The following is a 13913-nucleotide window of genomic DNA, read 5'->3' on the forward strand; positions in this document are numbered from 1 at the left end:
CCACCGACCGTTCTCTTTCATCCGGACTTTAACCGTCGGCTTCGGAGTTGCACCGAATCTGCTGACCCTTCCCGTCAGCAAGACTTTGAGGAAGGCGCTCGCGGGCTTAGGCCTTACGGCCCTTACCGCCGGTGGGGACTTTCACCCCGCCCTGAGAACATCGGCCGCCCGGAATGAACGGCCTGACCGAAATATGACGCCGGTTGGGGGCCGCGGCAAGCGGGTTCCGCATGGGAAAACCGCATGGTCCCATGCCGCTATAGTGGTCCAGTCCGTACGCGGCGGAATTAACGATTGGCGGGCCATCGGCGAATCCGATTCCGGTTTGTTCTTTTCCGTCCGGCTCGGCCTCCCCCGCGTTAATAATTGTGGCGGAGATGAGCTGTGGACGAACGAGTCCTGACTTGTGGACGGACTCGGCAGCCAGTTGCGCAGATTCCGCAAATCACATCAGTTGATCCGCGACAAGCCCGCGCTGATCCGAACGGATCGCCTTACCAATATTAAGGGAGCGCGCGCCGGACCAACCGCGTGCGTATCAAAGACAACAAAAAGGCAAGAGGTCGAGACGGCATGTCCCTGCTCGAAGGCACTATCGATTCCAAAAACCATCCGCTCGCGGTGGTCGAGGATATCGCTGCCAGCAACAACTGGCCGTTCGAACGCTCCGGCGAAGACGAACTCACGATTGTCTCCAAGGGACAATGGACCGACTACCAGATCTCCTTCACCTGGATGGGCGAGATCGAGGCGCTGCATCTGGCCTGCGCGTTCGACATGAAGATTCCGGTTGCGCGGCGACCGGAGGTGCAGCGGCTCGTCGCCGCCGTCAACGAGCAGTTGTGGGTCGGGCACTTCGACCTGTGGACGACCACCGGCATGATCATGCACCGGCAGGCCCTCGTGCTGCCGGGCGGGCTCACCGCCTCCACCGGGCAATGCGAAGCCATGCTCGCCGGCGCCATCCACGCCTGCGAGCGCTATTTCCCGGCGTTCCAGTTCGTGGTGTGGGCGGGCAAGTCCACGTCGGAAGCCATGGACGCGGCGATGTTCGACACGGTGGGCGAGGCGTAGTTTTCTTGTCGTCCCGGCCTAGTGCGCATTGCGCACTAGGCCGGGACGACACTGAGTTTGTGGTAACGGCTATGACGAGCAACGGCACTCTCGAAAACATCACCGGCACTATCCTGCTCGCCGGCGCCGGCAAGATGGGCGGCGCGATGCTGACCGGATGGCTTTCGGGCGGGCTCGATCCGCGCCGCGTCGCGGTGATTGATCCACACATCTCGGCCGAGATCACCGCACTTGCCGCCAAGGGGGTTGCGCTCAATCCTGATGTGACGACGGCAGGCCAGGTCGAGACGCTGATCGTCGCGGTGAAGCCGCAAATGTTCCGCGAGGCCGGCGCCAAGCTGAAGCCATTCGTCTCCGACAAGACCGCGGTGGTGTCGATCATGGCGGGAACCACGATCGCCCTGCTCGAGGAGGTCTGCGGCGGCGCGGTGGTGCGCGCGATGCCGAACACGCCGGCCGCGATCGGTCGCGGCATCACGGTGGCTGTCGCCGCGAACAACGTCAGCGCACAGCAACGCGCGGTGGCCGATGCGCTGCTGCGCGCCACCGGCTCGGTGGAATGGGTCGACGATGAGAGCCTGATGGACGCGGTGACCGCGGTCTCCGGCTCGGGCCCGGCCTATGTGTTCTTGCTGGCCGAAGAACTCGCGCGCGCCGGTGTCGAGGCGGGATTGCCCCAGGCGCTCGCGACAAAACTCGCGCGCGAAACCGTCGCCGGCTCGGGTGAACTTCTCCACCAGTCGGAGCTTGCCTCCGGCACGCTACGCCAGAACGTTACCTCGCCCGGCGGCACCACGGCCGCGGCACTCGGCGTGCTGATGGGCGAACCAGGCCTGCGCGATCTGATGATCCGCGCGATCGCGGCGGCGACGCAGCGGTCGAAGGAATTGGCGAAGTAAGGAAGCTATCCCCTCATGGTGAGGAGCGAAGGGCCGTCTCGAACCATGCAGGCCCGGCTCTCGCCTGTGGCGATCCTTCGAGACGACCGCTGCGCGGTCTCCTCAGGATGAGGGCAGAGCAAGCGGCTGCTACGTCGTCCCCAGCCGCTTGTTGAACATCGCTACATTGACGAGCCCGCGCGCGTGGCGGCCTTCGCCGAGTTTTCGCGTGCCCTCGAAGGCCTCGACCTCGAAGCGGATGACGCGGCGCTCGACCGCAATGACCTTCGCGGTAGTCCGCACCGTCGCGCCGACGAGGCTTGCAGCAAGATGACGGATATCGACCTCGGTGCCGACGGTGACCCAGCCGGGCTGAAGCGCCGCACGAATCGCATCGCCCGACGTCATCTCCATTTCCAGAATCATCATCGGCGTCGCATAGACCATCGGCATGCCGGGCACGAAATGCCCGACCGTGCGCTCCACCGGCACCACCAGCGTGCGCTCGGCGCTCATGCCGACCTTGATGAAGTCGCGTGCGTCCATGGGGCCTCCCCCGTCGTCCTGGACAAGCGCAGCGAAGCGAAGCGCCGATCCAGGACCCATTACCCCGACTGAACATTGTCATGAGCGGCCTAAACCACGACCCGCCGTGACAACTGCCGCTTGGGGTAATGGGTCCTGGCTTTCGCCAGGACGACAGTTGCGTTTGCAGCTAGAGCGCGGGCTACTTCTTCGCAGCCGCCGCGCGCTCCACGAACGTCTTGCCGCCCTTCATCTTGTGGCGGAGCGGGGCTTCATTGATCTGGATGACGACGGCGTCGGCATCGACGCCGAGATTCTTTACCAGCGCCTGGGTGATGTCGCGCATCATGCCGGCCTTCTGCTCGTCGGTGCGGCCTTCGGCCATGCTGACAGTGATCTCAGGCATTTTTCTCTCCCTTGGGCCGAACACCGGCCATTGACGGGCGCCATCAAACAGGAGGCGGATGCCCGGGACAAGCCCGGGCATGGCGGCGTCAGCGAATAGCTAGCCCCAGCTCACGTCATGGCGCGCTAGCACCTCGCGAACTTTGGCGACAAGATCGGCCTCGCTGCACGAGAACTGCGCCGGGCGGCTCTCACGCCATTCCTGGTTGGAAGCGATCGCGGCTGCCGCCTTCGCGCCCTCGATCAGATCCTTGATCTGCACCTCGCCACGCGCTTTTTCATCCGAGCCCTGGATGATGACGCAGGGCGCATTGCGGCGATCGGCATATTTGAGCTGGTTGCCCATGTTCTTGGGATTGCCGAGATAGAGCTCGGCGCGGATGCCGGCGGTTCGCAACGATGCGACCATCTTCTGATAGTCGGCGACGCGGTCGCGGTCGAACACGGTGACGACGACGGGGCCGAACCCGGGCTTCGTGTCGAGCTTGCCGAGCAGCGTCAGCGCGGCCTGAAGCCGCGACACGCCGATCGAGAAACCGGTCGCCGGCACGGGCTCGCCGCGGAAGCGCGAGACCAGGCCATCGTAGCGTCCGCCGCCGCCGACCGAGCCGAAGCGCACCGGTCGGCCCTTGTCGTCCCTGGTCTCGAGCAGCAGTTCGACCTCGTAGACGGGGCCGGTGTAATATTCGAGGCCGCGCACGACAGAGGGGTCGATCTTGATGCGATCCGCACCGTAACCCGACGCCGTCACTAGTTTCGCGATCTCTTCCAGCTCGCTCACGCCGGCCTGACCGACTTCGCTCTTGGTGAGATAGGTTTCCGCCGCGGCAATGGCCTCTTTCCAATCATCGCGCGGTTTGGTGATGGCGAGAACGACGTCAGCTTCCGACGCACTTAGATTGGCGCCCTTCGTGAAGTCGCCCTTGCCTTCTTCGCCTCCATCCCATCTGCCGGGACCGAGGAGCTTGCGAACTTCCTCGGCGGGAAACTTATCGAGCTTGTCGATTGCGCGCAGCACGGTGAGCCTGCGCGCTGCGTTCTCTTCGCCGCCGAGCCCGATGGCTTCCAGAACGCCGTCGAGCACCTTGCGGTTGTTCACCTTCACGACATACGAGCCGCGCGCAATGCCCAGCGCCTCCATCGTGTCGGCCGCCATCATGCAGATCTCGGCATCGGCCGCCGGCGTTGCCGAGCCCACCGTGTCCGCATCGAACTGCATGAACTGGCGGAAGCGACCGGGACCCGGCTTTTCATTGCGGAAGACGTAGCCGACCCGGTAGCTGCGGTAGGGCAACACGAGAGCGTCGGTGCCGTATCGCTCGCCGACGTAGCGGGCGAGCGGCGCGGTCAAATCGTAGCGCAGCGAGATCCACTGCTCGTCGTCGTCCTGGAACGAGAACACGCCCTCGTTCGGACGATCCTGGTCGGGCAGGAACTTGCCGAGCGCATCGGTGTATTCCATCGCCGGCGTTTCCACAGGCTCGAACCCGTAGAGCTCGTAGACGGTACGGATCTTTTCCACCATCTCGCGCGTCGCCCGGATCGCGGCGGGATTGCGATCCTCGAGCCCGCGCGGCAGGCGCGCCTTCAGTTTCTGGGGTTTTTTCGATTTTTCGGCCATGCGCGGCATTTACCAGCCGACGCGCGAAGCGGCAACTGCCGGGTAGGCCCTTACGGCTGCTCCATCCGTGCCCGCAGCGCATCGGCATCCGCTTTCGGGAGCGACTTCAGCGTTGGCTTGATGGTTTCGCCGCCGACGATCTTGCCGTTGCGCATGAACATCCAGTCCGAGATGTCGGCTTCAGTGAATTCGACCTTGTCGCCTGCCCGCTTGCCCGGCAGATCGCGTGGCTCGTTGGCGAAGAGGCCGGAATAGCCCCCATTGGGTAGCTTCTTCACCTCGGCCATCCAGATGTGCTCACCGCCTTTGCGGGTCGAAAAGTGCACCTTCAGGGCGTGCCCCGTTTCCGACGGTTTCGGCGCCTCGTAGGAGGCCCAGAAGGTCGGCAGCGCGCCGCGGGCGCGCGCGATCGCGGTGTTCATCTCCGGATCAGTGTTGCGCACATCGACAACGGGCGAACGGCCCTCAGCGGAGACGTCCGGCTTGGGGCCGATGGTCAGGATGCCAAAGACGGTGACGCCGGTGATTGCGGCGAGAACGACCCATTTCAGGGACTGGGGAAGAGTGGATGTCATGATCGCAATGTCCGGAAAACTCGATGTCCAGGTATTCGAGGTCTCGGACTTTGTCGCACGATCATCGTGTCGCGTTCATTGCGCCTCTCTCTCCCCGCGAGCGGAGAGAGAGAGGGCAAAAATCAAGACAGATTGCGGATCCAGTTATGCGGATCGTTGGTGCGGCCGTACTGGATGTCGACGAGCTGCTTGCGCAGGCCCATGGCGACGGGGCCGGCGGCGCCGCCGCTGATCTCGAAATCGCCGCTCACTGAGCGCACCGTGCCGATCGGCGAGATCACGGCGGCCGTGCCGCAGGCAAACGCCTCCTTCAGCTTGCCGCTTGCCGCATCCTTGCGCCACTGGTCGAGCGAATACGGCTCCTCGCGCACGGTTTTCCCGGCGTCCTTGGCCAGCGCAATGATGGAATCGCGGGTGATGCCGGGCAGGATCGTGCCGAGCGGCGGCGTCGAGAGCGAGCCGTCGTCGAACACGAAGAACACGTTCATGCCGCCGAGCTCTTCGATGTAGCGGCGCTCGATCGCATCGAGAAACACGACTTGGTCGCAGCCGTGCTGGATCGCTTCGGCCTGGGCGCGCAGGCTTGCGGCATAGTTGCCGCCGCATTTGACGGCGCCGGTGCCGCCGACGGCAGCGCGCGTGTAGTTCTCGGACACCCAGATCGAGACTGGCGCGGGGCCGCCCTTGAAGTAGGAGCCGACCGGCGAGGCGATCACCGCGAAGATGTATTCGGACGACGGCTTGACGCCGAGGAAGGTCTCGCTCGCGATCATGAACGGGCGCAGGTAAAGGCTGCCCTCGCCGCCCGGCATCCAGGCGCGGTCGATGCGCACGATTTGCTCGACGGCCTCGATGAAGACGTCTTCGGGGAGCTGCGCCATCGCCATGCGGTCCGCCGAGTCCTTGAAGCGCCGCGCATTGGCGTCGGGGCGGAACAGGTTCACGCCGCCGTCATCGCGCTTGTAGGCCTTGAGGCCTTCAAAAATTTCCTGGGCGTAGTGCAGGACGGCGCCGGCCGGATCGAGCTGGAAATTGGCGCGGGCCTCGACACGCGCCTCGTACCAGCCGCCCTTGGCCTGGTTGTAGCGGACCACCGCCATGTGATCGGTGAAGACCCGCCCGAAGCCGGGGTCCACCAGCTTGGCGACCCGATCCTTCTCGGGGGTCGGATTGGGTGCGGGCTGGATGTCGAATTTCATGCTCATGTCCTTGCCTCCCGCTGCCGGTAGCGGCGCCGTTGTGGCACCCACCTGCCCCGATTTGGGCCCGGCTGGCTCAATTGGTTTCTGGCCGGACCGCCGCCAGCCTTGTTACGGCCGGTTTCCGTGGCCAGCATGTCACCGAGGACATGCTTTTGCGGAAGACGGAAGTCCAGTATGTTTTGCCGAAATGCCGTTCGACAATCGCACGGTTGATCTGCTCCGGCCGTCGCCGCCTGTCTGGCCCACTGGGGCCGCCTTGCTTCGATGCCCACCCGACGCGAAACGATCTAAAATTTCGTACGGGCCGATCGTTTTGTAACATTGAAACCAAGATACGTCAATATGCCTGACATAACTTTCGCGACTCCTTCTCAAGACGCTGCCGGGCCGCGGCCGGCCGCAGACGACGGAGGCAATTTGCGCTGGGATATCATCGAACTGCTGTTCTTCGCCTATCGCGATTTCGTCGGCGATCCCGACCAGGAGCTGGAGGCGTTCGGCTTCGGCCGGGCCCATCACCGCGTCATGCACTTTGTTTATCGTTATCCCGGCCTCAAGGTCGCCGACCTCCTCGACGTCCTGCGCATCACCAAGCAATCGCTCGGCCGGGTGCTCAAGCAGCTCCTGGACGAGGGCTATATCGTCCAGAAGACCGGCGACAATGATCGCCGCCAACGCCTGCTGTTTGCGACACCGAAGGGCGAGGCGCTGGTGCAGAAGCTCGCCGGTCTCCAGACCACGCGCATCACCAAGGCGCTCGCCGAGATGGCGCCGCAGGATGCCGAAACCGTCAAGCGCTTCCTGCGCGCGATGATCGACCGCGACGATCCCGACAAGGTGCTCGAAACGATCTTCGCCACCGTCAATCAGGACAAGGAGTGACCGTGCCGCTCGCTGCCACGCTCGCACGCCCGCCGGCACGCCCCGCCGACGATGCTCCGCATCTCCTGCTGGTTGACGACGACCGCCGCATCCGCGACCTGCTCTCGCGCTTCCTTGCTGGCGAAGGCTATCGGGTCTCGACCGCAGCCAGCGCCAGCGACGCCCGTTCCAAGCTTTTGGGCCTGCACTTCGACCTCTTGATCCTGGATGTCATGATGCCCGGCGAGACCGGCTTCGATCTCGCCCGTTTCATCCGGACTTCGTCCTCGGTACCGATCGTGATGCTGACGGCGCGGCATGAAGCCGAAGCGCGCATTGAGGGCCTGCAGATCGGCGCCGACGATTACGTCGCAAAGCCGTTCGAGCCGCGCGAGCTTGCGCTACGCATCAACAACATCCTCAAGCGCGCTGCGCCGCCGCCGCAGGCCGCTGCAGTGGAGAAGATCGCGTTTGGCCCGTACATCTATCACCTCGACCGCGGCGAACTGCGCCAAGGCGAAGACGTCATTCACCTGACCGACCGCGAGCGCGAGATGCTGCGGATCCTGTCGGAGACACCGGGCGAGACCGTGCCGCGCAGCGCGCTGACCGGCAATGGCAGCGTGAACGAGCGCGCCGTCGACGTGCAGATCAACCGCCTGCGGCGCAAGATCGAGACCGATCCCGCCAATCCGCTGTTCCTCCAGGCCGTGCGCGGCATCGGCTACCGGCTGGTAGCCTCGCCATAAAGAGTGAAGCGCCACCGATGAGCACGATCGATAGCGGCCTGACGCTTTTGAAGAGCGCCGCCGGCCGCGTCTCCGCCGCCAATGGCTGGATGGGCAATGCGTTCAAGGGCTGGATGCCGACCGGCCTCTACGCGCGTGCGCTGCTGATCATGATCGTGCCGATGGTGATCCTGCAATCGGTCGTCGCCTTCGTGTTCATGGAGCGGCACTGGAACACGGTGACACGGCGGCTGTCGGCCGCGGTGGTGCAGGACATCGCCGCGCTGATCGACGTCTACAAGGGCTATCCGCAAGACAGGGATCGCGACCAGATCCGCCGCATCGCGCAGCAACGCCTGGGCCTCGTCGTCGATTTCCTCCCGGCCGGCGACATGCCGCCGCCGGGACCCAAGCCGTTCTTCTCGCTGCTCGACCAGACGCTGTCGGTGCAGCTCGGCCGCCAGATCGGGCGCTCCTTCTGGATCGACACGGTCGGCCGCTCCAATCTGGTCGAGATCCGGATCCAGCTCGACGACGCCGTGATGCGCGTGTTCGCGCAGCGCAGCGCCGCCTATGCCTCGAACTCGGAGATCTTCCTGTTCTGGATGGTCGGAACGTCCTCGATCCTGCTGATCGTCGCGGTGCTATTCCTGCGCAACCAGATCAAGCCGATCCTGCGACTTGCCGACGCCGCCGAGAGTTTTGGCAAGGGCCGCGAGGCGCCGAATTTCCGCCCGCGCGGCGCGCGCGAGGTGCGGCGCGCGTCGGTCGCCTTCCTCGAAATGAAGTCGCGCATCGAGCGGACGATGGAGCAGCGCACCGCGATGCTCGCCGGCGTCAGCCACGATCTGCGCACGATCCTGACGCGGTTCAAGCTCGAGCTGGCGCTGATCGGCGACAGCCCCGAAATGGAGGGCATGCGCAAGGACGTCGACGAGATGTCGATGATGCTCGAGGACTACCTCGCGTTTGCTCGCGGCGATTCCGGCGAGCAGTCGCAGCCGACCGACATGGCCCAGGCGCTCGAGGAGCTGCGCAGCGACGCCGAACGCCACGGCCACACGGCGACAGTCGCATTCAACGGGCTGCCCGTGGTCACGGTGAAGCCGGCCTCGTTCAAGCGCTGCCTTGCCAACCTCGTCACCAACGCCGCCCGCTACGGCAAGAGCATCGCCATCACCGGCCAGCGCGATCACCGTTATTTGACCGTGACGGTCGACGACGACGGGCCGGGCATTCCCACCCATTTGCGCGAAGAGGTGTTCAAGCCGTTCCTGCGGCTGGACAACGCCCGCAACCAGGATGAAGGCGGCACGGGCCTCGGCCTCGCGATCGCCCGCGACATCGCCCGTTCGCATGGCGGCGACATCACCCTTGGCGACAGCCCGATGGGCGGATTAAGAGCGAGCGTGCGGATACCGGTGTAGGCGCGGGACTTCACTCCCCCGTAAGAACGGGGCGAGGGAGCGCACGTGGTTGCGCGGCGATCTCACCTACTTCGGCAACAGCGCTTTCAGCTTGTCCATGTCACGCACGTTCATCTTGAAGCCGCCGGGCATCACGATGTCGCCGGGCTTCTGGTCCGGCTTGCAGGCACCCAGCCATTTCGCTTCGAGCTGCATGGTCGTGTCGCGGCCTGCCGCGCCGGCGGCGCCGCCTTGCGCGTGCGACGACGTCTTCACCGTATAGGCCGAATTGAAATCGCCGGTGATCTCAGCATGCGAGGTCGTGCTGATGCCAGCGACATTGCATTCGGAATCGCTGACATAGCCGGTTGCGGTCTTCTTGATGTCCTGCTTAGCGCAGATCTGCTTGGCCATCGGGGAGATGTTGTTGTTCATCTCCTTGTCGACGGTCTCGTCGGTGCAGTGCTGCATGGTCATCTCGGGCACCGGCGTGCCGGTCCTGACCATCTTCAATTCCCACAGGCCCGCCTTGCGCACCGGCAGGTCGTCAGCGCGGGCGCTGGCTGCCGAGAAGACGAGGCAAAGGGCGGAGCCGAGCAAAGCGAGTTTGCGCGTCATGTCGGAAGCTCCCGGCTGCGATGGCGGCGTTGCGAAAGCGCCTCAGTAGAGCGTGCGGATCGGCTGGTCGGCCGCGCCATAGGGCACCCAGCGGCAGGAGAACGAGATGTAGCCGCCCTCATAGGCCTGCATCGCCAGGAATTTGGCGACCTTGCCATAGCGCGCGCAGTGATCGACCGCGACCTGCCGCGCATCGACCTGGGTTGCCATCGAATAGGCGATGATGCCGCCAGTGTCGTTGCCCTTGAACGGGGGCACCGGAAGCAGATCGGCGCGCGCCGACTGGCTCGCCATCATACCCAAGGCAAGTAGGCCCGCGGCCGCAATGATTCGCATTCCCGTCACTCCGATTGGTTGGCGGCAGTTTACGGTGTCGGCGCGGCGGTGGAAAGAACGGATGGTCGGTCCAACGCAGCATTGCGGTCAACTCGTCGGCAAGTGTTGCCGCGCTGCACTTGACCTCCCCCGGCCTTCGCGGCACCGTCCGACCCTTGCAGATCATGCTGTCTGGATCATCCATGCGCGCCTCGACCTTCCTGAAATCGCTCCGCTTTGCCGCCGTGCTCGGCCTCCTGTTCGGGGCGCTGTCGCTCGGTGAGGCCAGGGCCGCCAATCCGCTGGAGCTGAATTTCTGGCTGAGCGGGCCGCGTTATGACGGCAACGTCTCCGAATGCGACCGGGCGCTGCCGACGATCGCCAGCCAGTTCTGGGAGAAAGAAAGCTCGTTCTGGAATTCCTCGTTGAAGATCACCGGCTTCGCCGCGGTTCACGAGACCGCGTTCCGGCCCTGGGCATCGGATAACATCCCCCGCCGCTATTGCACCGGCGAGGCCATGCTCACGGACGGCAAGATGCGCAAGGTGCACTTCTCCATCGTCGAGGATGGCGGCTTCGCCGGCTACGGCCAGGGCGTCGAATGGTGCGTGGTCGGGCTCGACCGCAACTGGGCCTACAACCCGGCCTGCCGCGCCGCCAAGCAATAATTGCTCTGATCCGGACCCATCAGGCGGCCCAACGATGGTCGCCCGAAATTTGTTCTTGAAATGTTCCTATCGCCTGCTAGGCTCGTCTGCACAGTCTAGTTGAGGGGCGTCGCCATGTTTCATTCCAGATTGCATTCGTTCTCCCGCCTGATGATCTCGCTGACGCTTGCGGCCGGGCTGGCTGCACTGGCCGGCGGCGCAAAGGCCCAGGACAAGCGGCAGAACACGCCCGGCGAATTCGATTTTTATGTGCTGTCGCTGTCGTGGTCGCCCTCCTTCTGCGAAGAGGCAGCGGAGCGCGGCGGCCGCTCGCAGACCCAGTGCAGCGGACGGCCCTATGCTTTCGTGGTGCATGGTCTGTGGCCGCAATATGAGAACGGTTTTCCGGAATATTGCCAGCGGCCTTCGCCGCGGCTGAACCGCAGCATCGTCTCCTCCATGCTCGATCTGATGCCGGCGCCGGGGCTGATCTTCAACGAATGGGACAAGCACGGCACCTGCTCGGGGCTCGCCGACCGCAGCTATTTCGAGACGATCCGGAAGGCGCGCGCCGCAATCAAGATTCCGGCCGAATATCTCGATTTGTCGCAGGCCAAGACGGTGGCGCCGGCAGAGGTGGAGGAAGCCTTCATCAAGGCCAATCCGGGCCTCAGCAATGCCGCCGTCTCGATCACCTGCAACCGGACGCGGCTATCGGAAGTCCGCATCTGCCTCAGCAAGGACCTGCAATTCCGCGCCTGCGAGGAGATCGACCGCCGCGCCTGCCGTCGCGACCAGTTGGCGATGCCGCCGATCCGGGGTGGCTAGCCCAGGCATCGTGCCTCTTTGCTCAAGCCGTCACGTGGCGTAGTGCTCTTGCATGAATTACCGCCACGCCTTTCACGCCGGAAGCTTCGCCGATGTCATCAAGCACATCGTGCTGGCGCGCATCATCACCTATCTCCAGGATAAGCCGGGCGCGTTCCGTGTCATCGACACCCATGCCGGCGCTGGCCTCTACGATCTCGAAAGCGAGGAGGCGCGTCGCGGCGGCGAGTGGCTGACGGGCATTGCGCGGCTGATGCAGGCGCGGCTGTCGAACGACGCCATGGCGCTGACCAAGCCCTATCTGGACATCGTCCGCGCCTTCAATCCGAAGGGCGAGCTCAAGGCTTACCCGGGCTCGCCGCTGATCGCACGCGGCCTGCTGAGGCCGCAGGACCGCCTCTTGCTCTGCGAGCTCGAGCCGAAGGCGCGCAAGGCGCTGATCGGCGTGCTGCGCCACGACGAACAGGCCCGCGTGGTCGACCTCGACGGCTGGATGGCGCTGCCGGCTTTCGTGCCGCCGAAGGAACGGCGTGGGCTCGTGCTGATCGATCCCCCGTTCGAGGCGAAGGACGAGTTCGAAAAGCTCGAAGAGGCCTTCTCGACGGCTTTCGCGAAATGGCCGACCGGTATCTATGTAATCTGGTATCCCGCCAAGAGCCGGCGCGCCACCGACGCGCTGGTGCAATCAGTGGCGCGGCTCGCAGCCGCAGCAAAACCGCCGGGAAAATGCCTGCGCCTCGAATTCAGCGTGGCGCCACAAGCCGACGGCGCAGCCCTCACCTCCAGCGGGCTCTTGATCGTCAATCCCCCTTACACACTGCACGGCGAGCTCAAGACGATCCTGCCCGAGTTGGAAATGCCGCTCGGCCAGGGGGGCGCTGCCAGATTCCGATTAGAGGTGCCAAGGCCGTAACACTCCGGCATCTTGGGAAAAATATGCAGGAGCGGTGGTCAATCTGCAGAGAACCGTATTATGCTGTTGCGGTGACTGGCTTTACGTTCCGCTTCCGCGAATGGTTGCGGCGGAGTGAAGGCCTAAGAAAGATCCAGTCGGACCGAATGGTCTGCCCAAGGATGGCCAGCTCCCGGGCTTCGTAAGGCCCGGTCATGTCGTGACGTGCGTCTGCGTCACGACGGAGGAGCAATGAGGGGGAGTTTCCCGATGGCCATGACGGGAACGGTCAAGTTTTTCAACGGTGAGCGCGGCTACGGATTCATCAAACCGGACGACGGGGGCCGCGACGTCTTCGTGCATATTACTGCTGTGGAGCGGGCCGGACTGAAGGACCTTGCCGAAGGACAGCGTATTACTTTCGAAGTCGAACCGGACAAGAAGGGCAAGGGGCCGAAGGCGGTCGATTTGGTCATCCTTCCCTAGCGAGTCCGACGCGAAACACCGGCGCAAAAAAAATCCCGGCCGCGAGCGGCCGGGAGGCTGTAGTCCGGTATTTTCTTCTTTGGGTATCAGAAGTGATAGTTCACGCCTGCGCGCACAACGCTGGCGCTATAGCCGTTTGACACGCCTGTAATCGCGAACTGACTCGTCGACAGATCGATGTAGAGATATTCGAGCTTGGCGCTCCAGTTCGGCGCGAAACCAACTTCCGCGCCGGCACCGATGGTCCAGCCGGCGCTGGTATGCGACTCCGTCCAGCCGAACGTCTGCGCGCGCAGCTCGCCGAAGGCGAGGCCCGCCGTGCCGTAGAACAGCACGTTGCTGAGGGCATAGCCCGCGCGGCCGCGCAGGGTGCCGAACCACGGATTGGAGAACTTCCACGGCGCGAAGGTATCGTCGGCACCGGCGGCCTGGATGTCACCTTCGACACCGAACACCCACGGGCCGGTCTGGAAATTGTAACCGGCCTGAACGCCGCCGACGAAGCCCGACGGTTTTGCGGGATTGTTGTTCACCGAGCCCCATTCGTAGCCGAGATTGGCACCGAGATACGGACCGGCCCAGCTATAGGCGTTGAGCGGCTGATTGACCGTGTAGGGCGCACGTTGCCCGTAATTGAGATCGGCGGCCCCTGCCGAAGCCGTCCAGCCGACTGCAGCCAACGCGGCTGCGCCCACAACGAGCCTCTTCATCACATACTCCAACGCAACTGCCGTCACCGGCGCGATGCCTGCGCCGCCGCGCGAGGCAAAACCGCATGGTTACGGAACCACCACTATTTCGCGTAACATTTATCGAGAGTTTTAAGTTAAAGGCCTGTTAAGCCGGGTTACC

The 13913-nt window shown here is 64.2% G+C and carries 17 protein-coding genes and 1 riboswitch; of the genes, 9 read left to right on the forward strand and 8 right to left on the reverse strand.

The features are described from left to right. Window positions 1-5: 5 nt before the first annotated feature. Window positions 6-163: riboswitch (FMN riboswitch) on the reverse strand. A 410-nt stretch (window positions 164-573) separates the two neighbouring features. Both IVB45_RS32095 and proC read left to right on the forward strand, forming a co-directional pair. Continuing rightward, entirely contained in the window at window positions 574-1074 is a 501-nt protein-coding gene (locus IVB45_RS32095) for a YbjN domain-containing protein (protein WP_247357974.1), read from the forward strand. 71 nt (window positions 1075-1145) lie between these two features. Next, a complete protein-coding gene (gene proC / locus IVB45_RS32100; protein WP_247357973.1) occupies window positions 1146-1973 on the forward strand; it encodes a pyrroline-5-carboxylate reductase in 828 nt (275 codons plus the stop codon). A 129-nt stretch (window positions 1974-2102) separates the two neighbouring features. Here the strand turns inward: proC and IVB45_RS32105 are convergent, their stop codons facing one another. From IVB45_RS32105 to IVB45_RS32125, 5 genes are all read right to left on the reverse strand, one after another. Further along, complete coding sequence (locus tag IVB45_RS32105; RefSeq protein WP_247357972.1) at window positions 2103-2498, reverse strand: hotdog domain-containing protein; 396 nt, start codon at window positions 2496-2498, stop codon at window positions 2103-2105. A gap of 181 nt (window positions 2499-2679) precedes the next feature. Next, window positions 2680-2964, reverse strand: a complete 285-nt coding sequence (locus tag IVB45_RS32110) for a tautomerase family protein (protein WP_256378942.1) — start codon at window positions 2962-2964, stop codon at window positions 2680-2682. An 18-nt stretch (window positions 2965-2982) separates the two neighbouring features. After that, window positions 2983-4503, reverse strand: a complete 1521-nt coding sequence (gene hisS / locus IVB45_RS32115) for a histidine--tRNA ligase (protein WP_247357971.1) — start codon at window positions 4501-4503, stop codon at window positions 2983-2985. 50 nt (window positions 4504-4553) lie between these two features. After that, window positions 4554-5078 (reverse strand): DUF2314 domain-containing protein, encoded by a 525-nt coding sequence (locus IVB45_RS32120; RefSeq protein WP_247357970.1) that lies wholly within the window; start codon window positions 5076-5078, stop codon window positions 4554-4556. Window positions 5079-5200: 122 nt separating this feature from the next. Beyond that, complete coding sequence (locus IVB45_RS32125) at window positions 5201-6283, reverse strand: branched-chain amino acid aminotransferase (RefSeq protein ID WP_247357969.1); 1083 nt, start codon at window positions 6281-6283, stop codon at window positions 5201-5203. Between the two features lie 339 nt (window positions 6284-6622). On the opposite strand from IVB45_RS32125, the gene IVB45_RS32130 reads away from it, so the two are divergent. The 3 genes from IVB45_RS32130 to IVB45_RS32140 are packed head-to-tail and all read left to right on the forward strand — an operon-like array spanning window position 6623 to window position 9296. Beyond that, on the forward strand, window positions 6623-7162 hold the full coding sequence (locus IVB45_RS32130; protein ID WP_247357968.1) for a MarR family transcriptional regulator: 540 nt from the start codon (window positions 6623-6625) through the stop codon (window positions 7160-7162). Beyond that, window positions 7159-7890 carry a response regulator transcription factor gene (locus tag IVB45_RS32135; protein ID WP_018453502.1) on the forward strand — a complete coding sequence of 244 codons (732 nt, stop codon included), beginning with the start codon at window positions 7159-7161 and terminating at the stop codon, window positions 7888-7890. Before IVB45_RS32130 ends, IVB45_RS32135 begins: the two co-directional genes overlap by 4 nt. Window positions 7891-7907: 17 nt before the next feature. After that, complete coding sequence (locus tag IVB45_RS32140) at window positions 7908-9296, forward strand: ATP-binding protein (RefSeq protein ID WP_247357967.1); 1389 nt, start codon at window positions 7908-7910, stop codon at window positions 9294-9296. A 66-nt stretch (window positions 9297-9362) separates the two neighbouring features. Here the strand turns inward: IVB45_RS32140 and IVB45_RS32145 are convergent, their stop codons facing one another. After that, on the reverse strand, window positions 9363-9893 hold the full coding sequence (locus tag IVB45_RS32145) for a DUF3617 family protein (protein ID WP_247357966.1): 531 nt from the start codon (window positions 9891-9893) through the stop codon (window positions 9363-9365). Window positions 9894-9935: 42 nt separating this feature from the next. Further along, the gene (locus tag IVB45_RS32150; protein ID WP_007596852.1) at window positions 9936-10229 is read right to left on the reverse strand and encodes a hypothetical protein; all 294 of its coding nucleotides are present in this window, start codon (window positions 10227-10229) and stop codon (window positions 9936-9938) included. A gap of 182 nt (window positions 10230-10411) precedes the next feature. Here IVB45_RS32150 and IVB45_RS32155 point away from each other — a divergent pair, with 182 nt between their 5' ends. The 4 genes from IVB45_RS32155 to IVB45_RS32170 all read left to right on the forward strand — a co-directional run bounded on the left by IVB45_RS32155 (window position 10412) and on the right by IVB45_RS32170 (window position 13061). Further along, window positions 10412-10876, forward strand: a complete 465-nt coding sequence (locus tag IVB45_RS32155) for a hypothetical protein (protein WP_027565385.1) — start codon at window positions 10412-10414, stop codon at window positions 10874-10876. A 114-nt stretch (window positions 10877-10990) separates the two neighbouring features. Beyond that, window positions 10991-11683, forward strand: coding sequence for a ribonuclease T2 (locus IVB45_RS32160; protein WP_027565386.1), 693 nt, complete (start codon window positions 10991-10993; stop codon window positions 11681-11683). 52 nt (window positions 11684-11735) lie between these two features. After that, entirely contained in the window at window positions 11736-12596 is an 861-nt protein-coding gene (rlmJ, locus tag IVB45_RS32165; RefSeq protein ID WP_027565387.1) for a 23S rRNA (adenine(2030)-N(6))-methyltransferase RlmJ, read from the forward strand. Window positions 12597-12845: 249 nt separating this feature from the next. Continuing rightward, a complete protein-coding gene (locus IVB45_RS32170) occupies window positions 12846-13061 on the forward strand; it encodes a cold-shock protein (RefSeq protein ID WP_007614865.1) in 216 nt (71 codons plus the stop codon). 86 nt (window positions 13062-13147) lie between these two features. Here IVB45_RS32170 and IVB45_RS32175 read toward each other — a convergent pair whose 3' ends face one another. Then, window positions 13148-13771, reverse strand: coding sequence for an outer membrane protein (locus tag IVB45_RS32175; RefSeq protein WP_027565388.1), 624 nt, complete (start codon window positions 13769-13771; stop codon window positions 13148-13150). Between the last annotated feature and the right edge of the window lie 142 nt (window positions 13772-13913).

The sequence above is a fragment of the Bradyrhizobium sp. 4 genome (genome assembly GCF_023100905.1).
In the GTDB taxonomy this organism is placed as follows: Bacteria; Pseudomonadota; Alphaproteobacteria; order Rhizobiales; family Xanthobacteraceae; genus Bradyrhizobium.